Source organism: Chromobacterium sp. Ag138, assembly GCF_055181315.1.
The window spans coordinates 418003-441926 of record NZ_JBUPWA010000001.1; the positions used below are offsets into that span (position 1 = coordinate 418003).

Consider the following 23924-nt stretch of genomic DNA (forward strand, 5'->3'; position numbering starts at 1 on the left):
CTGCCGCTGGAGACATATGGAGTTATACGCTTTTCCCGCGCTGGCGATTTTGTTCGTCGGCATCTTTACCCGCGAAGTGATCGCGCCGGCGTCGAAAAATCGTTGCGACCGGCGCTGGCTGTTGATGGCCGGCGCGTTGGGCGCGTGCACGGCGGCGGTGACGCTTGCGCTGGGCTATTTGTTTTCCGCCCAGATCGGCAGGGCAGCGCTGATTCCGGCCGCGCGCGACTGGCCGGATATCTCGGTGGGCGCCGCCAGCTTCCTGCTGACCAGCTTCGTCTTTTATTGGTGGCATCGCGCGACGCATGCTTTGGATTGGCTTTGGCGCGTGTTTCACCAGCTTCACCACAGCCCGAGCCGCGTGGAGGCGCTGACCGCGTTTTACGCCCACCCGCTGGACTCGGCCGCAGCCGTGCTGATCAGCGCATTTTCCAGCTATTTGGCGCTGGGAGCCTCGCCCATCGCCGCAGCCTGGGCGTTGTTCTTCACCAGCGCTTTCGATCTGTTTCTGCACGGCGACATGAATACGCCGCGCTGGCTCGGCTATTTTTTTCAGCGTCCGGAGATGCACACCGTTCACCACGCTCACGGCCACCATGCGCAGAATTACGGCCTGCCGCTATGGGACTTGATGTTCGGCACCTGGAGCAATCCGGAGAGAAGAGTGGAGCGGCTCGGCTTTGACGAGGACAAGGCTGACGACATCCAGGCCATGTTGCTATGCCGGGATGTGCACAAGGGAGGTTAGTCCGAGGACCATTCCCGCAACGGCTAGGACGGTTCGCCGTCGTCCGTTTTGCCGCGCTTGCGCGCGCGCGGATGCGCGCCGTCGTACACCTTGGCCAGATGCTGGAAATCCAGCGCCGTATAAATCTGGGTGCTGGACAGATTGGCATGGCCCAGCAATTCCTGCACCGCGCGCAGATCGCCGGATGACTGCAGCAGGTGGGAGGCGAACGAGTGCCGCAGCATGTGCGGATGGACGTGCTGGCCGGCTCCGGTCTTGACCGCCCAGTCGCGCAGCCGCTTCTCAACCTGGCGGCCGCCCAGCCGCCGGCCATGTCGGCCAAGAAACAGGGCGGGTTCGCCTTCTCCCGCGGCGCGCTCGCTCAGCCAGGCCCGTAGCCGGCTCATGGCCTCGGCGCCGATCGGCGCCAGCCTTTCCTTCCCGCCCTTGCCGCGTATCCGCAGCAGCTGGTCGGAAAAGTCCACGTCATCCAGATTCAACGCCACCGTTTCCGACAAGCGCAGGCCGCAGCTGTAGACCAGCTCGAAAATCGCGCGGTCGCGGGCGTCCAAGCTGTCATCGCCGTCTATCCTGTCCAGCAGCGCCGCGGCACCGTCCACGGGCAAGGCCTTGGGCAGCAGTTTTTCCCGCTTGGGCGCGCGCAGTCCGGCGGCGGGATTGTCTTCCCGCCCGCCATTCAACTGCAACCAGTGGTAGAACTGCCGCCAGGAGGATAGCCGCCTGGCCAGGCTGCGGCCGCTCAACCCCTGCGCATGCAGTTTGGCCAGCGCCTTGCGCAGATCCGTCGGAGATGCCTCGTGCGCCGGCTTCGCCTGCATCGTTTTCTGCAGCAGCTCGATATCAGCCTGGTAGGCGGCGAGCGTGTGCGGACTGCGGCCGGCGACGGCCAAGTGGTCGATGAAGCGGCGGATCAGCTCTTCCATATCAGTTGCGGCGCAGGCGCGCCATCTGCATCAGCCGCTCGAACAGCTGCAAGTCCTGTTCGTTCTTCAGCAGCGCGCCGGCCAGCGGCGGCGGCGCGTTGCGTTGATGAACATCCGCAAGCTCGTTGGCGCCGATATTTTCGCCGGACAGCAACTTCAGCCAGTCCAGCAATTCGGATGTGGTGGGTTTCTTCTTCAGCCCGGGCAGCTCCCGGATCGAGAAGAACACTTCCAAAGCCTGGCTCACCAGCTGTTGACGGATGTCCGGGAAGTGGACATCGATGATGCTCTGCATCGTTTCCGCGTCGGGAAAGCGGATGTAATGGAAGAAGCAGCGGCGCAGGAAAGCGTCCGGCAATTCCTTCTCGTTGTTGGACGTGATGATGATGATGGGCCGCTGGCGGGCGCGCACGAACTGCTGGGTTTCGTGGACGAAGAATTCCATCTGGTCCAGTTCGCGCAACAGGTCATTGGGGAACTCGATGTCGGCTTTGTCTATCTCGTCGATCAGCAGCACCGGGGCTTGCTCGGCCTCGAATGCCTGCCATAGCTTGCCCTTGACGATGTAGTTGGCGATGTCGTGCACCTTGTCGCCGCCCAGCTGGGAATCCCGCAGCCGGGATACCGCGTCGTATTCGTACAGGCCGTGCTGGGCCTTGGTGGTGGACTTGATCGGCCAGACGATCAGCTCCCGGCCCAGGCTGGCCGCGACCTCTTCGGCCAGCATGGTCTTGCCGGTGCCGGGCTCGCCCTTGATCAGCAGCGGGCGCTGGAGCGTAATGGAGGCATTGACGGCCATCATCAGGTCGTCGGTGGCGATATAGCGTTCGGTTCCAGTAAAGCGAGTGTTCATTATTTATTGCAAGTATGGTTGCTTGGGAGGTGTCGGGCCGCCGTACCAGCGGCCGGAGCCGGTCATCGGGCGAATTCTCTTTCCAGGTCTTCCAGCGAAATGTCCCAGCTCTTCATCATGTGGCTGAGCAAGGCCATTTCGCTGTCGCTGATTGTACCGTCCGACTTGCTGATGTCCATGGCCAGCACGCAAGTCAGGATGCGCTTGCGGCGATCGGTGACGTCGGCAAGCAGATTGTCGATGCGCTCGCGCTCAAGCAGCTGGATCGAGCCATCGTCGGCCGCTTCGTCGGAAATATCGTCGCAGACGTCGCGCAGAACCTGGGCGAACTGCTTTCTCGGCAGGCTGATCAGGTGGTAGACGTGCAGCTTTTCAAGCAGCTCCAGCTCTCGAGGGTCCATATTGCCGTCCGCGATCATGAATATGGCGAGGAGTCTGGCAATCGCCTCCGGACTGTTTGGCGAGTAGTTTCTCATGGCGCGATTCCTTCTTGCTTATTGACCTAGCCGTGCCGAAAACGATTCCGGCATGGGGGCGACTTGGCGCGCGTGGTAATCAAAGAACACGATGCCCGTTTTCAATCTTGCCACTTCTCTGCCGCTGTTGTCATTGATCACTTGATAAATGAAATCCAGCCCCTTGCCATGGACATCGGCAATGCCGACAAGGAAGCGCAGGACATCCCCATGAAAGGCCTCCGACAGATAGGAAACGGCCGCGTCCGCCACCACGATCCCCACATCGCCGATATGCAGCTCATCGGCATGGCCCCAGTGCCGCAGCAGGCGAAGCCGGACTTCCTGGGCCATTCGCAGCAGCGCGTCGTTGGATAGGTGATTGGCGTAGTTGATATCGCCTATCCTGACATCCAGAAGCGTGTCGTAGACGATGGGTTGGGGCGCTTCGATTCGAATCCTGGCCATGGCGTATACTGGCAGAAGGGAATGACGATATGGCCTTTATGTCAAAACTGCCTAAGCTGTGTCAAATGCGGGTGCGGCGATTTTGATAGACTGGTGGCGCAAGCCAAGATCATAGAGGAGCTGAACGTCATGTATCAAAGGATATTCGTACCGGTGGACGACAGCGACACGTCCAATATGGCGCTGGATGAGGCGTGCAAGCTGGCCAAGGCGTTCGGCTCCACCCTGCGGCTGGTGCATGTGGTGGATCTGGCCCAGTTCGGCTGGGGCGGCACCGAGTTTCTGGATGCCACCGAGCTGCAGAAATCGATCAAGCAGGCCGGCGAGCAGGTGCTGGGGCTGGCGGGAGACCGCGTCCGGACGCAGGGCGTCACGCCGGAATGCAAGATACTGGAGAGTTGGGGAGACAAGATCGCGGCCGTCTTGTCCGACGAGGCCAGCACTTGGGGAGCGGACTTGATCGTGATGGGCACCCATGGCCTGGGCGGGCTGATGCACTTGCTGATGGGCAGCGTGGCTGAGGGCGTGCTGAAGGTGGCGGATATGCCTGTGCTATTGGTGCGCAACCCCGGCGATTGAACCGCGAGATGGTTTTGTCATCCGGCCGCAAGGCCGGGAGCGCGCCGCCGCGCCTGAATGAAAAAAGCCAGCCGGGCATGCCGCGGCTGGCTTTTTCGAGGAGCTGACAATCAGCTGGCAGCGGCTTCTGCGCCGCCTTCCTGTGCCTCGATCTTGGTGCGTACGGCCTTGCGCAGGCTCTTGTACAGATCGGGGTGGGTTTCCTTCAGGTATTCGACGATCTCGAAATCTTCGCGGCGCACTTTGGACAGATCGATCTGCTCGACGTGAACCAGGCGCAGCAATTCGCGAACGGGTTTCGGCATGTTGCGGCCGCTTTCGTAGCGGGAGCCGCCGGATTGAGTAACGCCGATGCGGCTCCAGAACTCTTGTTGGTTCAGGCCCAGCTTGCGACGGATTTCCCGGGGATTCGGGATCTTTTCAAACAGTTTCATGAGTGTTCCTCTCGTATCTGAAACAAATGGTTCTAGTATTTTTTTAGGACTTCGCCCTGCCTACTAAAAATAGCAAAAAAAATTCAACAGGAATATTTTTGATGCAGGGAATTTAGTGAAGTTCCATGAATTTGAAAATTCAACTTTGCTAATGTTAGCGGATTCTTATCGTGCAGAACAATGTTATCAGCATGCGAGACTGTGCATAGACGCAAAAGTGTCGCAAAATTGCAATTGTCCTTGCGGAATGCATAGAAGGGGAGGGGTGGCGAGCCCAACCCCCGGCACTTGCACTAAATAACTGTGGCTGCTTCCTTCCGGACCTGACCAGGTTCGCTATCGTGCAATGCGGGGAGGCCCGCCATAGAGAAAACGGATTGTATCCAATGCCCATCTATTTGACAAGCATTTTTATGATTTTTTGTCGGGCAGCCGCCAGGGGCGCCATCTGCATGGCCAGTGACTATTGATTGCGAATGGGAGGCGGTGCAGACTCGACAACCAGCCTCCTACTTATGCCAAGCGCCATGAATACCACACCCGCGACCTTGCTGGCCGAGCTGATCGGCTTCGACACCACCAGCCGAAACTCCAACCTGCAATTGATAGAGTGGATCCAGCGCTACTTGGCCGGGCACGGCCTGGCTAGCCGGCTGACCCACAATGACGACGGCAGCAAAGCCAATCTGTTTTGCCGCATCGGCGACGATGGACTGCCGTTGATCGTATTGTCCGGCCATACCGATGTGGTGCCGATTGACGGGCAGGACTGGTCCTATCCCGCGTTCGAGCTGACCGACGGCGGCGACGGGCGGCTGTACGGAAGGGGCAGCGCCGATATGAAAGGTTTCATCGCCTGCGTGCTGGCCAGAGTTCCGGACTTTATCGAACTGGCCAAGGCCGGCGCGCTGAAGCAGGGCGTAGGCATCGCGCTGTCCTACGACGAAGAGGTGGGTTGCCTGGGCGTGGGCAGGCTGATTGACGATCTGGCGGCTCAGGGCGCCACGGTGGCGGGATGCCTGGTCGGCGAGCCTACGTCGATGCGCCCGGTGGTGGCGCACAAGGGAATCGCTCATTACCGTTGCCGGGTCAAGGGCAGGGCGGCCCATTCCTCGCTGACGCCTCATGGCGTCAACGCCATCGAGTATGCGGCCAGGCTGATTACCCACATTCGCAAGCTGGCGGACGCCGAGGCTTCGTTCGGCCATCGCCAGCCGCTATATGATGTGCCGTTCACCACCATGCAGACCGGGCTGATCCGCGGCGGAGTGGCATGCAATATCGTGCCGGCGGACTGCGAGTTCATGTTCGAGTGCCGTTGGCTGCCAGGAGATGATCCGCAGCGCTTGGTCGCCTCGGTGGCCGATTACGCCGCGAGCCTGCTGCAGGAGATGCGAGCGGTGGCCGAGGAGGCGGAGATAGAGATCGAGCGCGTGGTGTACAGCCCCGCGTTCGAGGCGGAGCCAGACTCGGATATCAGCCGCTACGTTCACAGCCTTTGCCGTTGCGCTGGCGAAGGGGTCGCCTACACTACGGAGGCGGGCTTGTTCAGCGAGGCTGGAATACCCTGCGTGGTGCTGGGGCCGGGGTCGATCGAGCAGGCCCATCGGCCGGACGAATTCATCGAGGCCGGCCAACTGCAGGCTTGCTACGATTGGCTGGGACGGCTGACTAACAACTTAATCAAATAACTGTCAGAAATGCTTTGCATCCATAAGCATTAGGCTTCAAAATCCTGGCCCTTAACAACGAAGGTCAATTGAGCCCGCCCCGGACCTCCGCGCGGGCTCGTTTTATTGGGATTCAAAAAAACAATGAGTCAGAACAAGTCGGAAACGGGTGGGGCGCTCAAGACGCGGGACGGTTTCACCTCCAGCTTTGGCGTATTGGCGGCGACGCTGGGATCGGCGGTCGGCCTGGGCAATATCTGGAAATTCCCCTATCTGACCGGCACCAACGGCGGCGCCGGTTTTCTGGTGGTTTACGTGCTGGCCACCCTGGTGGTGGGGTTGCCGGTGATGATTTCGGAAATCATGCTGGGCCGGAAAGCCAAGCGCGATGCCGTGACCTCTCTGGTCAAATTGGCGCCGGCCGGGCAGCCCTGGTGGCTGGTGGGCGCTTTCGGCGTGCTTGCCGCGTTCCTGATCATGGCTTTCTATTCCGAAGTGGCGGCTTGGGTGTTCGCCTACATCTTCAAGGCCATCGGCGGCGAGATTCTGTCGCGCGACCCCAAGGTGACATCAGACGCCTTCGCCGCGCTGATTTCCGATCCGGTGCAGTCCTTGCTGTGGCAGTGGTTGGTGCTGGCGCTGATCGGCGGCATCCTCCTGCTGGGCGTGTCCAAGGGCATCGAGGCGGTGACCAAGAAATTGATGCCGCTGTTGTTCGTGCTGCTGGTGGTGATCGGCGCGCGCAGCCTGATGCTGCCGGGCGCCGGCCAAGGCCTCGCCTTCCTGTTTGCGCCTGATTTTTCCAAGATCAGCGCCGCCGTGGTGCTGACCGCGATGGGTCTGGCTTTCTTCAAGCTGTCCATCGGCATGGGCACCATGATCACTTACGGCAGCTATTTTCGCGATGATCAGAACATTCCGCTGACCACCTTCCGCGTTATGTGCGCCGACCTGTTCGTGTCGCTGCTGGCCGGCATCGCCATCTTCCCGGCGGTATTCGCCTTCGGCTTCCAGCCTGCCGCCGGCCCGTCGCTGCTGTTCATCACCATTCCCGCCGTCTTCGCCAGCATGCCGCTGGGACATTTCTTCATGGTGGTGTTCTTCGTTCTGACCGCCATCGCCGCCACCGGCGCCATGTTGTCCATCCTGGAGGTGCCGGTGTCGGTGCTGAGCGAGCGTTTTGGCGTCAGCCGCGTCAAGTCGACGGTGATCAATCTGCTGCTGCTGGCGCTGGTGGGTTCCGCCTGCGCGCTGTCCAATAGCTTGACGGCTGATTTCAAGATCTTCGGCATGACGATGTTCGACCTGTTCGACTTCGTTACTTCCAACGTGTTGATGCCGCTGGGAGGCATCTGCCTATGCCTGTTCACCGCCTGGGTGTGGGGCTACGACCGGTTCCGCGCGGCATTGAGCAATGAGGGCGCGTTGAGCAATGAGCGCTTGTTGAAGCCTTTGTTCTTCGTATTGCGCTATGTGTCGCCGGTATTGATCCTGTATGTGATGCTGAAGGGTTTGAAGGTTATCTGAGGCAAAAAGCCGGACGCGCAGTCCGGCTTTTTTTTGTCCCGTAAAATAAGTCAGGGAAGCGGCGTGTCTTCATCGGGCGCCACGACCGGCGGTGGCGTGAAGCCGTTGATGTCCCTGGCGCTCTTCTCCAGCAGCAGTACGATGGAAGTATTCAGCGCGCCGAATGCCCAACTGACCAGGAAGAACACCGAATAGGCGCTCAACTTGTCGGCGAACAGTGGATTGCCGTGAAGCTTGAGTTCGGCCGGTTCGAAGATTGAGAAAAACACGGCGGTCGCGATCATGGCGATCATGAAGGACGGCCAAAGCAACAGAATTCCCTTTTTCATGGATGCCTCCGTTTTAGAATAAAAGCACGGGCAAAAAATCCCCTGGCGGGACGCGCATGCTTCTGATTACGCCATGAGGACGGATTTGTCGATGGCTGGCCGCAACATCCTGCCTGTGGGGCCAGTGGATACATGTTAGACTATGTTCGACAGCGAACAGCCTTCATTCGGAAGGCAACAAACAGCATCAAGATTTTTTGATCGGCCGCCTGGCCGGTTCATTTGCAAAGCTAATGGAGCCTGGTATGACCTCTTCGATCTTCGCCGGTGTGGAACTGGCGCCGCGCGACCCCATCCTCGGACTCAACGAAGCGTTCAACGCTGATTCCCGCAGCACCAAGGTCAACCTTGGCGTGGGCGTTTACTCCGACGACAACGGCAAGATTCCGTTGCTGGCCGCGGTGCAAGCCGCTGAAAAAGCCCGCCTGGAGGCGCTGCCGGCGCGCGGCTACCAACCTATCGAAGGTCCGGCGGCTTACGATTCCGCGGTGCAGAAGCTGCTGTTCGGCGAAGGCAGCGAGCTGCTGGCCGCCGGCAGGGTGGTGACTGCCCAGGCGCTTGGCGGCACTGGCGCGCTGAAGATCGGCGCGGACTTCCTGAAACGGCTGAATCCGGCTTCCAAGGTGTATATCAGCGATCCGTCCTGGGAAAACCATCGCGCGCTGTTCGAGTCCGCCGGTTTCGAGGTGGAAAACTACCCGTACTACCATGCAGCCAGCCGCGGCGTGGATTTTGCTGCGATGAAGGCGCATCTGTCTTCGCTCGACTCGGGCGCCATCATCGTGCTGCACGCCTGCTGTCACAACCCCACCGGCGCCGACCTGTCCGCGGCGCAGTGGGAAGAAGTGGTCTCGGTCTGCCGCGAGCGCGGCCTGGTGCCGTTCCTGGACATGGCTTACCAGGGTTTCGCCGACGGCATCGACGCCGATGCGCTGGCCGTGCGCCTGTTCGCGGCTTCAGGCTTGCAGTTCTTCGTCGCCAGTTCTTTCTCCAAGAGCTTCTCGCTGTACGGCGAGCGCGTCGGCGCGCTGTCCATCGTCACCGCCGCCAAGGATGAATCGGTTCGGGTGCTGTCCCAGCTGAAGCGCGTGATTCGCACCAACTACTCCAATCCGCCGATCCACGGCGCGGCCATCGTCGCCGCAGTGCTGTCCAGCGCCGAGCTGCGCCAGCAGTGGGAGGATGAGCTGGCCGGCATGCGCGACCGCATCCGCAATATGCGGCTGGCGCTGCTGGACGCCATCAAGGCGCATGGCGTCGACGCTGACTTTTCCTTCATCACCGCCCAGCGTGGCATGTTCTCCTATACCGGCTTGAGCGCTGCGCAGGTGGACCGCCTGCGCGAGGAGTTCGGCATTTACGCGGTTTCCACCGGCCGCATCTGCCTGGCCGCGCTGAACAGCAAGAACGTCGATTATGTCGCCGCGGCCATCGCCAAGGTGATTCAAGCCTGACGAGCCCAATTTGGACATGAAAGCGCCCCGGCATGACCGGGGCGTTTTATTTGATGAGAAAAAATCATGTCATGAGCTTGGTCAAATAAAGCATTCAATAGAATGCTAAATTTATTCATCATTTTCACCTTGCGTTTGTGATGGCTCCGCCACCGGTTGAGTGTCCAAAAGTACAGGTTTCTTCACCGCTCCGTGTTTTTTCCCATTTCGGCATTGTCCGGTCCGGCAAACATCTCCATGATTGGACCAGACATCAATGAATGTCTGATCGCAAACCGTTTCGATGGCGCGCGATGACAAAATCCAATAATTCGTTTTTTGAGGGGGAACCCTCGGGGTAGATGCCATGACTGCGACTTTTCCTGAAGTGTTGGTTCCGCAGGCCATTTCTGCGGGTGCTTTCGACGCGGACGACGCCGATGTCCGCAACAACCTGGGCCTGCTCGGCCTGCTGGACGTGTATTCGCGCGACGGCCGCTATCATCTGACGGTATCGATGGAGCCCGTCGGTTCGGATCCGCAGCCCACGCAGTGGACGCTGGAGGCCGAAATGGAAATATGCGCCGAAGCCAAGGTTGCGCATTGCAAGCTTGGTCAGGTGGAATACGTAGGAAATGCGCCGGGCAGCCATCTGCGCAAGATGCTCGCCAATGGCGAATTGCACGGTTATCTGACGCAAAACCTTGCCGAGGCGGCGTAAGCCAATCCTGGGAAAGCGAAAAGGCCACTGCATCGCAGTGGCCTTTCTGTTTTGGGCAGGAGAAAATCGACTAGCCGCCGTGCCGCTCGTACAGCGAGTGGAAGGCGTGGCGATACTCCGGCTGCACATAGGGCTTGAGCAAGGCCAGCACCTGCAGCACGCCGCGATGGCCTGACTCTTCGGTGATCGGCGCCTTCGGGCGCGAAGTCTGCTCGAAGGCGAACCAGAATTTCACCACCAGCCAGATGTTGATGCTGACCGCCTCGATGTCTTCTTCGTCCATCTGCAGCAGCCCCAGACGGATGAATTCGCGGAAGTGCTCGCCCAGGATGTTTTTCAGCTCGGTATTCACAAACTGATGGTACTCGGACTGCATCTGCGGGTTTCGCGCCAGCAGGCCGGGCAGATCGTAGAACATGAAACGGAACTGCCACATGGCCAGGAAGGCGGTATCCAGATAGTTGACCAGATCGTCCACCGTCATCTTGCGGTCTTCCGGCACCGCTAGGCGCTGATTGATGAACTCGCGGTACATCAGGAAGATCTGGTAGACGATCTCTTCCTTGTTGCGGAAGTGGTAGTAGAGATTGCCGGGGCTGATGCCCAGATGCGCGGCGATGTGGTTGGTGGTGATGCTGCGCTCGCCTTGTTCGTTGAAAAGCTTGAGGCTTTCTTGAATGATGCGGTCGTAGGTCTTGATTCTGGTTTTACTCATGTAGCACCGGCTGGTAGTGACTTCGCATAGCGCAATTGTATACGATGTTTGGAGTTCTTGCTCTATTTATTGCGCTTCAATAATGGGGTAGCAATCCGACATGAATTTATGCAGGATGGCTTGCTCGATACGTTGCCTCTCCCTGGCCGGTATCGCGATGCGCAGGATCAACTGATAGCGTTTTTCATCGATAGGCTGAATGGAAATTCGAGGCTCCACCGACGGGATGTCCACCAGATAGCGCTTGGCCATGTCTTCCATATGGCGCCGGGCCACCTCCACATGGCAGTCGCAGGCCTCCTCGGCGGCCGCCATCAGCAGGCGTTCGGCCTGGACGGGCGGAACGGTGTAGGCGAGCGGCACATTGATGATGTGCATCACGTACTCGCCCATGTAATTTTCCCGGATCACCGGCGTGGACAGCAGCAGGCTGTTGGGAAAGGTGAGGGCGCGTCCGGTCATCTGGTGCGAGCTGTGATTGGGGCCGATTTCCATCACGGTGGTGGACAAGAGGCCGATGTCCACCACCCGGCCGCGCACCGCGCCCAGCTCGATATGATCGCCCAGGCCGTAGCTGTTGGACATCTGCCGCACCACGCCGCCGGACAGGCACATGATCAGTTCTTTGGTGGCCAGGATCAGCGCGGCGGCGAAGGCCAGCATCGATACGGCCAGCGTTTGCAGCTCGTTGGCCCAGATCAGGCCTATGCCCGCCAGGCCGGCGAGAAACAGGCCGTTGCGGGTGTTGACCGACCAGCGGCGCCGCTCCTCGACCGGCACGCCGCTGTTGGCCGCCAGCAGCCGGTCCACCGCGACGCGGATGATCAGCAGCGTCAGGACCAGCAGCAGCGAGCGGGTGATCTCGTGGGCGTAGTTCTCCCGCAGAAAGGCGATCAGGTCGAGCAGGGTGTGCATGGGCTCCTCAGTCGTTCAGCTTCACCGCGTGCTCGCGGGTTTCGTGGAAGACGATGTCCGGCCAGCGCTCCTGGGTCAGCTGCAGGTTGACGCGGTTCGGCGCCAGATAGGCGAGGTTGCCGCCGGCGTCCGTCGCGATATTCATCTGCAGCGTCTTGATGAATTCGTCCAGCTTCTTGCGGTCGTCGCAGCTGAACCAGCGGGCGGACCAGATGCTGGCGGATTCGAAGATGGCGTCGACGCCGTATTCGGCGGCCAGGCGGCTGGCCACCACCTCGAACTGCAGCACGCCCACGGCGCCCAGGATCAGATCGCCGCCGCTGTGCGGCTTGAACACCTGCACCGCGCCTTCCTCGCCCAGTTGCTGCAGGCCTTTTTGCAGCTGCTTCAGCTTCAGCGGGTTTTTGATGCGCACTGAGCGGAACAGTTCCGGCGCGAAGAAGGGAATGCCGGTGAAGGACAGATCCTCGCCTTCGGAGAAGCTGTCGCCGATCTGGATATTGCCGTGATTGGGCACGCCGATGATGTCGCCGGCGAACGCCTCCTCGACGATCTCGCGGTCATGCGACATGAAGGTCACCACGCTGGAGGCGGAAATGTCGCGATTCAAGCGCAGGTGCTTCATTTTCATGCCGCGCTCAAACTTGCCGGAGCACACGCGCAAGAAGGCGATGCGGTCGCGGTGCTTGGGATCCATATTGGCCTGGATCTTGAATACGAAGCCGGAGAACTTTCCTTCGGTCGGCGCCACGCTGCGCACGGTGGCGTCGCGCTCCTGCGGCGCCGGGGCCCAGTCGATCAGCGCGTTGAGGATTTCGCGCACGCCGAAGTTGTTGATGGCGGAGCCGAAGAACACCGGGGTCAGCTCGCCAGCCAGGAATTCTTCCAGGTTCCACTCGTTGGACGCGCCCTTGACCAGCTCGATCTCCATCCGCAGCTGTTCCATTTCCAGCGGGAACAGCTCATCCAGACGCGGGTTGTCTATGCCTTGGATCACTTCGATGTCGGAGACCAGCTTTTCCGTGCCGGCCTCGAACAGGATCACCGCGTCGTTCAGCAGGCTGTACACGCCGCGGAAGGTCTTGCCCATGCCGATCGGCCAGGTGATCGGCGAGCAGCGGATCTTGAGCACGTTTTCCACTTCGTCCAGCAGCTCCAGGCTGTCGCGGACTTCGCGGTCGCACTTGTTCATGAAGGTGACGATGGGCGTGCTGCGCAGGCGGCAGACATTGAGCAGCTTGATGGTCTGCTCTTCCACGCCCTTGGCGGCGTCGATCACCATCAGCGCGCTGTCGACCGCGGTCAGCACGCGGTAGGTGTCCTCGGAGAAGTCCTGGTGGCCTGGGGTGTCCAGCAGGTTGACGGTATGGTCGCGATAGTCGAACTGCATCACTGACGAGGCGACCGAAATGCCGCGCTGCTTTTCGATTTCCATCCAGTCCGACGTGGCGAACTTGCCGCCTTTTTTGCCCTTCACCGTGCCCGCCATCTGAATGGCGCCGGAGAACAGCAGCAGCTTTTCCGTCAGCGTGGTTTTGCCCGCGTCGGGGTGGGAGATGATGGCGAAGGTGCGGCGGTGCGAAACTTCTTCTGCGATGCGGGCGAGGTCGGCGGACATGGATGGCTTGCTTGAAATTCAATAAAGCCGAGCATTTTACCGGAGTTACGGGTTTCAGGAAATTCCATGTTACAATTGATAATGATTATCAATAATAAGTAGTTCCGTGATGCAACAACAACCAAAAAACGGCCGCGCGCAAGCAGCGGCCTTTCCGTTTTGCCTTTCCGTTCTCGCATTGAGCCTGGTCCATTTTTCGGTCTCGGCCCAGGATCAACAGCTGCAAACCATCAAGGTTCTATCCACCGCCATACAGAAGCAGCCCGGCGTCGACAAACTGGGCGCGGAGGAGATCGCCAGGCCCCAGGCGCGCTCCCTGGCCGAAGTGCTGGACGTCCTGCCCGGCGTGAACGCCGGCGGCTCGCCGCGTCCCGGCGGGCAGGTGATCAATGTCTGGGGCTACCGCTCGGTGGAGCAGGTACAGGTCCAGCTGGACGGCGCCAACCAGGCGTTCTCGAAATACCAGCAAGGCACCAGCTTCATAGAGCCGGAATTGCTGGGCAAGGTGGAAGTGATCAAGGGCGCGCAGTCGGCCCTGTACGGCAATGGCGGCTTCGGCGCCGTGATCCGGGCGGAAACCAAGTCGGTGGATGAGCTGTTGATGCCGGGCCAGTCAGTCGGTGGCTTCGCCAAGATCGGCCGCCAGAGCAATGGCGGCCAGATCAGCAAGAGCGTAGCCGCTTACGCTGGCGGCAGCGAACACTCTGCGGACATCCTCGGCTACATATCCCAGTCCCGCTCGGGCGACGGCAAGACCGGCGATGACCTCACTTATCTGTTTTCGGGCGGAGAGCAGAAAGCCGGCATGTTGAAGCTGGCATTCCGACCCTGGGGCGGCCATCAGTTTCGGTTGGGCATGGTCAGGCAGGAGTCGGAGATGCGCACGCCTTGGGCGGCGCGCAGCGGGCTGGTCGAGGCGCCTTCCAGTTCTGACATCAAGCGCTATGGCGAGGCGGAGGCTTGGCTGAGAAAAACCGTGATGCGGGATCAGAAAATTGATTCCCTCAATGGCGAATGGCGCTACGCCAGCCCCGACAATGCCTGGCTGGACCTCAGCGTCAACTATGCGCAATCCCGCCGCTATCAGCACGACAAGCGGCCGGAGTCCGCCTGGAAGGTGGATTACCGCTCATCCTACGGCCACGAGAGCTGGGTGACCCAGAACAGCCGCTCGCTGGATATCCGCAACGTCGCCAGGCTGAGCGATGCCAATAGTTTCACAACGGGCTTGGCCTGGAGCAAGCAGGACTGGGACCCGCGGTCATTTCTGGCCACCAAGGCCAAAGACCCGGATTACAACTACGGCTGGATAAACGCCTACGGCGGCAATCGCGGCGAGGAAACCATGCGCTCGGCTTATCTGATCCATGAGTGGAAGCCGCTGCCCAACTGGAAAATCACGCCCTCGCTGCGTTACGACCAGGTGGCCTTGTACGGCAAGCCCAATCTCGCGCCCATCTACAACGTCGCCAGCGCCGGCCACGACTATCGTCCGGTGAGCTTCACCGGCTGGTCGCCGCGCCTGGCCATAGGCTGGCGCTTCTCGCCGGGCTGGAATGCCAGCTTCAGCTATGTCGATACCTGGCGCGCGCCGACGGTGGACGAGGTATATGCCGCGCAAACCCCGCTATCCAATTTGTCCGGCACCAGCCGGTATCTGAAGCCGGAAAAATTGCGCGGGTTTTACTATGGCCTGGATTTCGAGCGTAGCGGCGCATTGTCGGCCGGCGACAGGCTGAGCATGTCTCTGCTCGCGTACCGGCAGCTGGTGCGCGACAACATCTACATGCGCCTCGGGACTGGCAATACCGGCGACGCGCCGGGCCAGACGCCGCCCGCCGGCACCGGTTTCTACCGTAATTTGAGCGGCTACGAAATCCATGGCTATGACCTGACGCTGGATTACCAGCTGCGCGGCTGGTTCGCGTCTGCAGCGCTCTCCGCGACCAGCGGCGACCATCGCAACAGCCTTCGCGATCCGTGGGGCAACTCAGAGCCGGTGGTGGACATTCCGCCGCGCAAAGCCGTCTTGACCACCGGTTACCGTGTGGCTCGGCTGGGGCTGACATTCGGCGGGCAGGGCAAATTCGTCCGCACCCAGGACCGAATACCGTATTTCGAGGGAACGCGCACCGCCTATTCCATGCCGCCCAGCAAAGGATATGTTCTGATCAATCTATTCACGGTGTGGCAGCCGCAGAGCGGCGCTTTCAAACATCTGGAGGCGCGCGTGTCGATAGATAATCTGTTCAATAGAGGTTACAGCCCTTATCTGACGGAGGGCATCCAAGGCATGGGCCGCTCAGTCCGCACCAGCGTGTCGTGGCGCTTCTGATTCCTCGCGCCAAATATCCTGAAACCGGCCCCGGGCCGGTTTTTTTATGACGCCGGCGGATTGGAAAACGATCATTCGGCTACAATATCGTCCAAACGACAATTCAAACCAAGGAGGCTTGCCGTGTTCACCGGTATCGTCCAGGGCGTGGCCGAAGTGGTCGCCATCGAAGAAAAACAGGATTTCCGCACCCATATCGTCCGTCTGCCCCAGGAGATGCTGCCCGGCCTGCAACTCGGCGCCTCGGTGGCCCATAACGGTTGCTGCCTCACTGTCACCCGCGTCGACGGCGACCTGGCTCATTTCGATCTGATGCAGGAAACGCTGCGGGTCACCAATCTGGGCGCGCTCAAGGCCGGCGACAGCGTGAACGTGGAGCGCGCAGCGCGCTTCGGCGACGACATCGGCGGCCACGCAATGTCCGGCCACATCATGGGTCTCGCCGCGGTCTCCGAAGTCATCGAATCCCCGAACAACCACACCGTCTGGTTCGAATTGCCTGCCGGTCTGGAAAAATACGTGTTCACCAAGGGCTATATCGGCATAGATGGCATCAGCCTCACCGTAGGCGCGGTCGAAGGCCGCCGCTTCTGCGTGCACCTGATTCCGGAAACGCTGAGCCGAACCAATATCGCCGGCCGCAAGCCGGGCGACAAGATCAACATCGAGATCGACTCGCAGACCCAGGCCATCGTCGACACGGTCGAGCGCGTGCTGGCGCAGCGCGGCCAGGCGTGATCTTGCGCGATCTGCCGGTGCTGGCGTCGTGGAGCGGCGGCAAGGACAGCTGCCTCGCGTTGTGGCGCGCCGTTCAGGCCGGCGCCAAGCCGCAGGCGCTGCTGACCATGCTGGACGAGGCGGGTGATCGATCCCGCTCGCACGGCGTGCGGCCCGAAGTGCTGGCGCTCCAGGCTCAGGCCTTGGGGCTGCCGCAGCGCTTGGGAAAGGCAAGCTGGAGTGATTACCGCGAGGTCTTCATTGAACAGTTGCGCGCGGCGGCGGCGGACGGCATCCGGGCGGCGGTGTTCGGCGATATCGATCTGGACGCGCACCGCGCATGGGAAGAAGACGTCTGCGCCGAGGCCGGTCTCGGCGCGATCCTGCCCTTGTGGCGGCAGTCCCGCGCCGATCTGGTGCGCGAATTCGTCGACGCCGGATTCGTCGCCCGCATCGTGATGGTCAATACTGCGCTGGTGGATGAAAAGTGGCTGGGCCGGACTTTCAACCGGCAGCTGATTGAAGACATGCTGGCCGAGGGCGTGGATCCCTGCGGCGAGGCGGGCGAGTTCCACACGCTGGTGGTGGACGGCCCCTTGTTCAACAAGCCGCTGGCGCTGCGCGACGGCGAAACGGCGGAGCTCGGCGAATACCGGGCGCTGGACCTGCTGCCCGCGTAGAACGGGCGTACCGACAAAGGAATAGAGCAATGAGCATATCCCCGATTCAAGACATCATCGCTGACATCAAGGCCGGCAAGATGGTGGTGCTGATGGACGCCGAAGACCGCGAGAACGAAGGCGACCTGGTGATGGCGGCAGAGTTCGTCACGCCGGAAGCGATCAACTTCATGGCCAAGCACGGCCGCGGCCTGATCTGCCTGACCCTGTCCGAAGAGCGCTGCAAGCTGCTGAATCTGCCGATGATGGCGACCAACAACGGCACCAGCTTCGGCACCAACTTCACCGTGTCGGTGGAGGCCGCCGAGGGCGTGACCACCGGCATCTCCGCAGCCGACCGCGCCCACACCATCAAGACCGCCGTGGCGCGGCTGGCCAAGGCCAGCGACCTGGTGCAGCCCGGCCACGTGTTTCCGCTCAAGGCGCAGAATGGCGGCGTGCTGATCCGCGCCGGCCATACCGAGGCCGGCTGCGACCTGGCCATGCTGGCCGGCGTGGAACCCGCCGGCGTGATCTGCGAGATCATGAACGACGACGGCACCATGGCGCGCCTGCCGGAGCTGCTGGAGTTCGCCAAGACGCACGGCCTGAAGATCGGCACCATTTCCGACCTGATCCAGTACCGCAGCCGCACCGAATCCCTGGTGGAAAAAGTGGGCGAGCGTCCGGTGGAGACGCCGTTCGGCAGCTTCGACCTGCACGTGTTCCGCGACATCACCACCTCGGCCACCCATCTGGCGCTGAGCAAGGGCAAGATCCGTCCGGACAAGGAAATCCTGGTGCGGGTGCATGAGCCGTTGTCGGTGATCGACATGCTGGCGCCGCTGTGCAGCCATCACTCCTGGACGCTGCCCAACGCGCTGGAAACCATGGAAGAGGAGGGCAGCGGCGTGATGGTGCTCTTGTACCGCGACGAAACCGGCGCCGATCTGGCGCAGCGGGCGCTGGACCAGGAGCCGCCGCGGCAGAAATGGGACAGCAAGACCTTCGGCGTCGGCGCGCAAATGCTGAAAGCGCTGGGCGTCGGCAAGATGAAGCTGATGTCGAGCCCGGTCAGCCTGCCGTCGATGGCCGGCTTCGAGCTGGAAGTCACCGGATTCTGCCAGCCGGGTCACTTCCACGTGGATGCCGGGAACGGCCCGGGCGTGGCCTAATCGCCGCGATTGCGTTACAATTGCAGGCTTTCCTTAGTGTTTTCGCCGCGAGGACCCAACATGCTTGACGCCATCCAGTGTATTGAACCCAATTTTTCCGGCAAGGGCCTGAAAATCGGCATCGTCATGGCGCGTTTCAACACGCCGGTATGCAACGGCCTGCGCGACGCGTGTCTCGCCGAGCTGGAAAAACTGGGCGTCGCCGCCGGCGACATCACCCTGGCCACGGTGCCTGGCGCGCTGGAAGTTCCGCTGGTGCTGCAAACCATGGCCAAGAGCGGTCGTTTCGACGCGCTGGTGGCGCTGGGCGCGGTGATCCGCGGCGAAACCTATCATTTCGAGCTGGTATCCAACGAATCCGGCGCCGGCGTCACCCGCGTCGGCCTGGACTTCGACATTCCGGTAGCCAACGCCATCCTGACCACCGAGAACGACGAGCAGGCGGAGGTCCGCATGCAGGAAAAGGGCGGCGACGCCGCCCGCGTCGCGGTCGAGATGGCCAATCTGCACAAGACGCTGCGCGGCTGAGCTGTCCGCCGCCCAGCCATTCAACGGGAAGCGGGCCATCGCGCCGCTTCCCTTGCTCTTTCAAGGAATCGCCACCATGAAAACCGCCCGCCGCCGCGCCCGTGAATTCGCCGTGCAAGGCATTTACGAATGGGAACTGAACCCGGACCGTCCGGCTTCGCTGATTGAAAAACACCTGCGCGAGAATGAATACTTCGCCAAAGCCGACGAGGCGCTGTTCCGCAGCATCCTGTACGGCGTGCTGAAAGATGTGGAGCTGCTGTCCGGCCAGGTTGGCCGTTACTACGAGCGCGCCGAAGACGAGGTCAGCCCGGTGGAGCGCGCCGTGCTGCTGATGGCCGCGCTGGAGCTGACGCAAAGCCCGGAAACCCCGTACCCGGTGATCATCAACGAAGCCATCGAAATCACCAAGACTTTCGGCGGCACCGATGGCCACAAATTCGTCAATGGCGTGCTGGACAAGCTGGCCGCCGAAGTGCGCGGCGACGAAGTGCTGGCGCAGAAACAGCGCCGCAAGCAGGACTGAGCCGGTCACGCCTTTGGCGTGCCGCTGTCGACGACACCCGCCGCCGGCGGGTGTTTTTGCGTGAGGTGCCATGAACGAATTCGAACTGATAGGCCGCTATTTCAAGCGGCCCACGCCATCCGCGGTGCTGGGCGTAGGCGACGACGCCGCCATCGTCCGTCCGACGCCTGGCTATGAGCTGCACCTGTCGGCAGACATGCTGGTGGAAGGGCGCCACTTCTTCGCCGACGTGTCGCCGCGCGCGCTGGGCCACAAGACGCTGGCGGTCAACCTGTCCGACATGGCGGCGATGGGCGCCCGTCCGCGCTGGGCGCTGCTTTCCATCGCGCTGCCGCGCGCCGACGAAGCCTGGGTGGCTGAATTCGCCGCCGGTTTCTTCGCGCTGGCGGATGCGCACGGCGTGGAGCTGATAGGCGGCGACACCACCGGCGGCCCGCTGACGCTGTCGGTGACGATCATGGGCGAGACGCCGGCCGGGCAGGCCTTGCGCCGCGATGGAGCCAAGCCGGGCGACGACATCTGGGTGTCCGGCGAATTGGGCCTGGGAGCGTTGGCGGTGCGCCATCGGCTGGGCTGGCTGAATGTAAACGATATGGAACTGCTGGCCGCGGCGACGCACAAACTGGAATGCCCGGAGCCGAGGCTGGCGCTGGGTGCCGCGCTGTTGCCGCTGGCGCATGCCGCCGCCGACGTGTCCGATGGGCTGATGGCCGACCTTGGCCACATTCTGGCGGCATCCGGTGTGGCGGGCGAAGTGTGGGCCGACGCCTTGCCGTCCCATCCCGCGCTGGAAGCGCGCCGCGAAGAATACCTCGCCTGCCTGGCGGCCGGCGGGGACGATTACGAACTGGTTTTCACTGCGCCGCCGGCGCGGCGCGCGGCCATCGAGGCCGCCGCGGCGGGAATCTGCCGCGTCACCCGCATCGGCCGCGTGCGGGAAGGGCGGGATGGCAGGCTGCTGAACGCCGCCGGACAGGCCGTGGCGCTGGACAAGAAAGGTTATGACCATTTTGGCTGACACTCCCAAAATCACCCCCAACTGGCGTTTTTTGCTGAGCCATCCGATTCACCTGCTGTCTTTCGGTTTCGGCAGCGGCCTGATGAAAAAGGCCCCCGGCACCTGGGGCACGCTGGTTGCCTATCCCATCTTCTTTCCCTTGCTGGCGCTGGGCGTCAACGGCTGGATGCTGATGGCGCTGTGCCTGCCGCTGTTCCTGATCGGCGTTTACGTCTGCGGCGTCACTGGCAAGGCGCTGGGCGTGCATGATTACGGCGGCATCGTCTGGGACGAAGTGGTGGGCATGCTGATGGTGCTGGCCTTCGCGCCGGCGAGCTGGGCCGGCTGGATTCTGGCCTTCGCGCTGTTCCGCCTGTTCGACATCGTCAAGCCCTGGCCGATACGCTGGTTCGATCAGCGCGTCGGCGGCGGATTCGGCGTGATGGTGGACGATGTGATCGCCGCGCTGTTCGCGTTGGCCGCGCAAGCCTTGATCTGGCATTGGCTGTGATACGGTCGCACAAAACAGTTACAATCAGATCTTAAAGTGACAGACAGTTTGACGCTTGACTCAGTCCAGCGCGCTGCCATGAAAAACACGCCCGCGCTCGCCGTGGGCAGCTAAATTTCGGGGTTCTCGACCGTGTGGGTTGTCGTCGTACTATTGCTGTCCGCGCTGGCCGCGGCCGGCTGGCTGGTAAAAAGCGGCAAGATGCCGCAGTTGATGCGCAAGCTGGATGCCCTGCTTGGGGTGGAGGGGCGCGGCGAACGCTACGAGCCCGATTACTTCTCCGAGCCGCCGCGGCGGCCGGAGGCGCCGGATGAGGACGCGTCTCTCCCAGCCCAGGCCGATGCGCGGCCGGACGCGGAGCCTGAGCCTCTGCCGGCCGCCCGTCGGCAAGTGCTTCCTCGACGCGAAGAGCCGGCCCAGTTTGTTCGCACTTCGCCGCCGGGCCTGCGGGCCAGGCCGGCTGAGCCGGCTGCGGCAGACAAGCCGCCACGCGAAACCATCGTGCTGCCCAAGCGCGTCCCGACGGCCAGCCAGGAGCCGCCGGTCGAGTTGCCGGTGCTGGAATTGTCGCGCGAGTACCGCCGCAAGAACCGCCAGCCGCAGCAGCCGTCGGAAGCGGACGACTTGCCGGTGATCGGCCTGTCCGAGATGCAGAGCAATATGCAGCAGGACTACCTGCGGCGGCGGCGCGTGCGCGGCATCGAGCCCGATGCGCGCAAGGAGGGGACGCTGCCCGTGATCGGCAGCGGCGAAGTGCGCGCCGCGGTGGCCAATTTGCATGCGCACCGCCGCAATCCGCCGCCGGCCGCGCCGCTGCCGCGGGTGGAGCTGGCGCCCATTCCGCGCGAAAAGCCCGAAATCAAGCCGGAGCCGGAGAAGCCGCTAGTGATCCTGGAGCCGTTGCGCAAGCCTGAGGCTGCGCCGGCCATCAAGCCCGCGGTCCAGCCGGCGCCGGCGGCTAGCGTCTTGCCGCCGGCGCAGCCTCCGCATCCCGTTTCCGCCGAAGCTGAGGCGATGCCCGCCGAGCGGGATGAGGGCGCCGCATTTTCCGGCACCGCGGAATCCGCAACCCAGCCCTGGCCCGAAATCCGCGAGCTCGAAGCGGAGTTCGCGGCGCAGCCGATCGCCGAGCCCCAGTCCCAGCCCGAGCCCGCCGCTGTAGAAGTGGACGAGCCTGCCGCGCCAGTGACTCCGTCCGAGCTGCTTGGGGCCGAGCTGTCCGCGCCCATGCCGCCAAACGCAGAAGAGGCGAGCATTGCCGATGCCGCGCCTGCGCTGCGCACGCCGTGGCGCTGGCCGCAGACGCGCGAAGTGCTGGTGCAGCAGGTGGATGAGGCGCCGGCCATCGTGCAGCAGACGGTGCTGCCGGAGCCGGCCGCGCCGTCGCTATCGGCCACCGCGGCCACGCTGGCGGCCAATCCCATGCCCTGGATCTTGTTGGACGAAAAGCCGGCGGTTCAGGCCGCCGAGCCCGCCGTCGAGGCGCCGCCAGCCCTCGCGCCAGCGGCAGCCTCCGCGCCGGCGGAAGAGGAGCCCCTGCCGCGGCACAGTTACGATGACTCCATGCTGCCCGGCCTGGGGCTGCTGAACCCGGCCGATGCGGCCCAGGAAACCTGCAATCAGGACGAGTTGATCGAGCGCGGCATCGTGATCGAGGAGAAGTGCGCCGAGTTCAAGGTCAAGGTCAGCGTGGTGGATGCTTACGCCGGTCCGGTGATCACCCGTTACGAGGTGGAGCCGGCGGTGGGCGTGCGCGGCAACCAGGTGGTGAACCTGATGAAGGATCTGTCGCGCGCGCTGGGCCTGGCCTCCATCCGCGTGGTGGAAACCATTCCGGGCAAGACCTGCATGGGCCTGGAGCTGCCCAATCCCAAGCGGCAGATGATACGGCTGTCGGAAATCTTCTCCGCCGACGTGTTCCAGCATTCCGCGTCGCGGCTGACGATGGCGCTGGGCAAGGACATCACCGGCGAGCCGGTGGTCACCGACCTGGCCAAGGCGCCGCACCTGCTGGTGGCCGGCACCACCGGCTCCGGCAAGTCGGTGGGCGTCAACGCGATGATCCTGTCCTTGCTGTACAAGGCAACGCCGGAAGAGGTCCGCTTCATCATGATCGACCCCAAGATGCTGGAATTGTCGGTTTACAACGACATTCCGCACTTGCTGGCCCCGGTGGTCACCGACATGAAGCTGGCCGCCAACGCGCTCAACTGGTGCGTGGGCGAGATGGAGCGCCGCTACCGGCTGATGAGCGCGCTGGGCGTGCGCAACCTGGCCGGCTACAACCAGAAGGTGCGCGAGGCGGCCGAGCGCGGCCAGCGCATCGCCAATCCGTTCAGCCTGACGCCGGAAACGCCGGAGCCCTTGGACAAGCTGCCCTTCATCGTGGTGGTGGTGGACGAGTTCGCCGACCTGATGATGGTGGCCGGCAAGAAGATCGAAGAATTGATCGCTCGCCTGGCGCAAAAGGCACGCGCCGCCGGCATCCACTTGATTCTGGCCACCCAGCGGCCATCGGTGGACGTGATCACCGGCCTGATCAAGGCCAACATCCCGACGCGGATCGCCTTCCAGGTATCCAGCAAAATCGACAGCCGCACGATTCTGGATCAGATGGGCGCGGAAAGCCTGCTGGGCCAGGGCGACATGCTGTATCTGCCGCCGGGCACCGGCTATCCGCAACGCGTGCACGGAGCCTTCGTCACCGACGATGAGGTGCACGCGGTGGTCGAGCATCTGAAGCAGTTCGGCGAGCCGGATTACGTGGAGGGCCTGCTGACCGGCGAGAGCGAGGCCGACGAGGCCTCGGCGGACGCCGCGGCCAAGGCGCAGGCGGCGACGGAAACCGACCCCTTGTACGATGAGGCGGTGGAGATCGTGCTGCGCACCCGCAAGCCGTCCATCTCCGGGGTGCAGCGCCATCTGCGCATCGGCTACAATCGCGCCGCGCGGTTGATCGAGGAGATGGAGGCCGCGGGCATCGTCAGCGCGATGGAGAGCAACGGCAACCGCACGGTGCTGGTGCCGCAGCGGGATTTCTGATCCGCCTCAGGCATGAAAAACGCCGCGACGATTCGCGGCGTTTTTC

General features: G+C 62.4%; 24 protein-coding genes and 1 other RNA gene. 15 read left to right on the forward strand and 10 right to left on the reverse strand.

From position 1 onward, the window contains the following. Positions 1-16: 16 nt before the first annotated feature. Positions 17-748, forward strand: a complete 732-nt coding sequence (locus tag ACY3GB_RS02125; protein WP_463087269.1) for a sterol desaturase family protein — start codon at positions 17-19, stop codon at positions 746-748. 23 nt (positions 749-771) lie between these two features. On the opposite strand, the gene xerC is transcribed toward ACY3GB_RS02125, so the two are convergent. From xerC to ACY3GB_RS02145, 4 genes are all read right to left on the reverse strand, one after another. Continuing rightward, complete coding sequence (gene xerC / locus ACY3GB_RS02130) at positions 772-1671, reverse strand: tyrosine recombinase XerC (RefSeq protein WP_463087270.1); 900 nt, start codon at positions 1669-1671, stop codon at positions 772-774. Between the two features lies 1 nt (position 1672). Next, the gene (locus ACY3GB_RS02135) at positions 1673-2524 is read right to left on the reverse strand and encodes an AAA family ATPase (RefSeq protein ID WP_463087271.1); all 852 of its coding nucleotides are present in this window, start codon (positions 2522-2524) and stop codon (positions 1673-1675) included. A 62-nt stretch (positions 2525-2586) separates the two neighbouring features. Next, positions 2587-3000 carry a TerB family tellurite resistance protein gene (locus ACY3GB_RS02140; protein ID WP_463087272.1) on the reverse strand — a complete coding sequence of 138 codons (414 nt, stop codon included), beginning with the start codon at positions 2998-3000 and terminating at the stop codon, positions 2587-2589. An 18-nt stretch (positions 3001-3018) separates the two neighbouring features. Then, on the reverse strand, positions 3019-3447 hold the full coding sequence (locus tag ACY3GB_RS02145; protein WP_463087273.1) for a thioesterase family protein: 429 nt from the start codon (positions 3445-3447) through the stop codon (positions 3019-3021). Positions 3448-3576: 129 nt separating this feature from the next. Here ACY3GB_RS02145 and ACY3GB_RS02150 point away from each other — a divergent pair, with 129 nt between their 5' ends. After that, positions 3577-4026, forward strand: a complete 450-nt coding sequence (locus ACY3GB_RS02150; RefSeq protein ID WP_463087274.1) for a universal stress protein — start codon at positions 3577-3579, stop codon at positions 4024-4026. Between the two features lie 110 nt (positions 4027-4136). On the opposite strand, the gene ACY3GB_RS02155 is transcribed toward ACY3GB_RS02150, so the two are convergent. Both ACY3GB_RS02155 and ffs read right to left on the reverse strand, forming a co-directional pair. Then, complete coding sequence (locus ACY3GB_RS02155; protein WP_021476219.1) at positions 4137-4460, reverse strand: helix-turn-helix domain-containing protein; 324 nt, start codon at positions 4458-4460, stop codon at positions 4137-4139. Positions 4461-4724: 264 nt separating this feature from the next. Further along, an RNA gene (ffs, locus tag ACY3GB_RS02160) (signal recognition particle sRNA small type) lies at positions 4725-4823 on the reverse strand. Between the two features lie 164 nt (positions 4824-4987). Here ffs and argE point away from each other — a divergent pair. Both argE and ACY3GB_RS02170 read left to right on the forward strand, forming a co-directional pair. Next, the gene (gene argE, locus ACY3GB_RS02165; RefSeq protein WP_463087275.1) at positions 4988-6151 is read left to right on the forward strand and encodes an acetylornithine deacetylase; all 1164 of its coding nucleotides are present in this window, start codon (positions 4988-4990) and stop codon (positions 6149-6151) included. Between the two features lie 123 nt (positions 6152-6274). Further along, positions 6275-7657: a sodium-dependent transporter gene (locus tag ACY3GB_RS02170; RefSeq protein ID WP_463087276.1), complete on the forward strand. Its 1383-nt coding sequence runs from the start codon at positions 6275-6277 to the stop codon at positions 7655-7657. A gap of 50 nt (positions 7658-7707) precedes the next feature. Here the strand turns inward: ACY3GB_RS02170 and ACY3GB_RS02175 are convergent, their stop codons facing one another. Then, positions 7708-7986 (reverse strand): hypothetical protein, encoded by a 279-nt coding sequence (locus ACY3GB_RS02175; protein ID WP_021476216.1) that lies wholly within the window; start codon positions 7984-7986, stop codon positions 7708-7710. Positions 7987-8231: 245 nt separating this feature from the next. On the opposite strand from ACY3GB_RS02175, the gene ACY3GB_RS02180 reads away from it, so the two are divergent. Both ACY3GB_RS02180 and ACY3GB_RS02185 read left to right on the forward strand, forming a co-directional pair. Further along, positions 8232-9440: an amino acid aminotransferase gene (locus ACY3GB_RS02180; RefSeq protein WP_463087277.1), complete on the forward strand. Its 1209-nt coding sequence runs from the start codon at positions 8232-8234 to the stop codon at positions 9438-9440. A 346-nt stretch (positions 9441-9786) separates the two neighbouring features. Continuing rightward, a complete protein-coding gene (locus ACY3GB_RS02185) occupies positions 9787-10140 on the forward strand; it encodes a hypothetical protein (RefSeq protein ID WP_463087278.1) in 354 nt (117 codons plus the stop codon). A 70-nt stretch (positions 10141-10210) separates the two neighbouring features. On the opposite strand, the gene ACY3GB_RS02190 is transcribed toward ACY3GB_RS02185, so the two are convergent. The 3 genes from ACY3GB_RS02190 to ACY3GB_RS02200 form a co-directional block, all read right to left on the reverse strand. Then, positions 10211-10855, reverse strand: a complete 645-nt coding sequence (locus tag ACY3GB_RS02190; protein WP_021476213.1) for a TetR/AcrR family transcriptional regulator — start codon at positions 10853-10855, stop codon at positions 10211-10213. A gap of 66 nt (positions 10856-10921) precedes the next feature. Then, positions 10922-11770 (reverse strand): mechanosensitive ion channel domain-containing protein, encoded by an 849-nt coding sequence (locus ACY3GB_RS02195; protein ID WP_463087279.1) that lies wholly within the window; start codon positions 11768-11770, stop codon positions 10922-10924. Between the two features lie 7 nt (positions 11771-11777). Continuing rightward, a complete protein-coding gene (locus tag ACY3GB_RS02200; protein ID WP_046166663.1) occupies positions 11778-13388 on the reverse strand; it encodes a peptide chain release factor 3 in 1611 nt (536 codons plus the stop codon). A gap of 109 nt (positions 13389-13497) precedes the next feature. Here ACY3GB_RS02200 and ACY3GB_RS02205 point away from each other — a divergent pair, with 109 nt between their 5' ends. From ACY3GB_RS02205 to ACY3GB_RS02245, 9 genes are all read left to right on the forward strand, one after another. Continuing rightward, the gene (locus ACY3GB_RS02205) at positions 13498-15723 is read left to right on the forward strand and encodes a TonB-dependent receptor domain-containing protein (RefSeq protein WP_463087280.1); all 2226 of its coding nucleotides are present in this window, start codon (positions 13498-13500) and stop codon (positions 15721-15723) included. Positions 15724-15846: 123 nt separating this feature from the next. Next, positions 15847-16461 (forward strand): riboflavin synthase subunit alpha, encoded by a 615-nt coding sequence (locus tag ACY3GB_RS02210; RefSeq protein WP_463087281.1) that lies wholly within the window; start codon positions 15847-15849, stop codon positions 16459-16461. Beyond that, a complete protein-coding gene (locus tag ACY3GB_RS02215; protein WP_463087282.1) occupies positions 16458-17120 on the forward strand; it encodes a Dph6-related ATP pyrophosphatase in 663 nt (220 codons plus the stop codon). Before ACY3GB_RS02210 ends, ACY3GB_RS02215 begins: the two co-directional genes overlap by 4 nt. 29 nt (positions 17121-17149) lie before the next feature. Continuing rightward, entirely contained in the window at positions 17150-18274 is a 1125-nt protein-coding gene (gene ribBA / locus ACY3GB_RS02220) for a bifunctional 3,4-dihydroxy-2-butanone-4-phosphate synthase/GTP cyclohydrolase II (protein ID WP_463087283.1), read from the forward strand. Between the two features lie 60 nt (positions 18275-18334). Then, a complete protein-coding gene (gene ribH, locus ACY3GB_RS02225) occupies positions 18335-18802 on the forward strand; it encodes a 6,7-dimethyl-8-ribityllumazine synthase (RefSeq protein WP_463087284.1) in 468 nt (155 codons plus the stop codon). Positions 18803-18878: 76 nt separating this feature from the next. Next, on the forward strand, positions 18879-19328 hold the full coding sequence (gene nusB / locus ACY3GB_RS02230) for a transcription antitermination factor NusB (protein ID WP_463087285.1): 450 nt from the start codon (positions 18879-18881) through the stop codon (positions 19326-19328). Positions 19329-19398: 70 nt separating this feature from the next. Further along, positions 19399-20346, forward strand: coding sequence for a thiamine-phosphate kinase (thiL, locus tag ACY3GB_RS02235; RefSeq protein ID WP_463087286.1), 948 nt, complete (start codon positions 19399-19401; stop codon positions 20344-20346). Beyond that, positions 20330-20836, forward strand: coding sequence for a phosphatidylglycerophosphatase A family protein (locus ACY3GB_RS02240; protein ID WP_463087287.1), 507 nt, complete (start codon positions 20330-20332; stop codon positions 20834-20836). Before thiL ends, ACY3GB_RS02240 begins: the two co-directional genes overlap by 17 nt. 132 nt (positions 20837-20968) lie before the next feature. Then, positions 20969-23878 carry a DNA translocase FtsK gene (locus tag ACY3GB_RS02245; RefSeq protein WP_463087288.1) on the forward strand — a complete coding sequence of 970 codons (2910 nt, stop codon included), beginning with the start codon at positions 20969-20971 and terminating at the stop codon, positions 23876-23878. Positions 23879-23924: the final 46 nt, after the last annotated feature.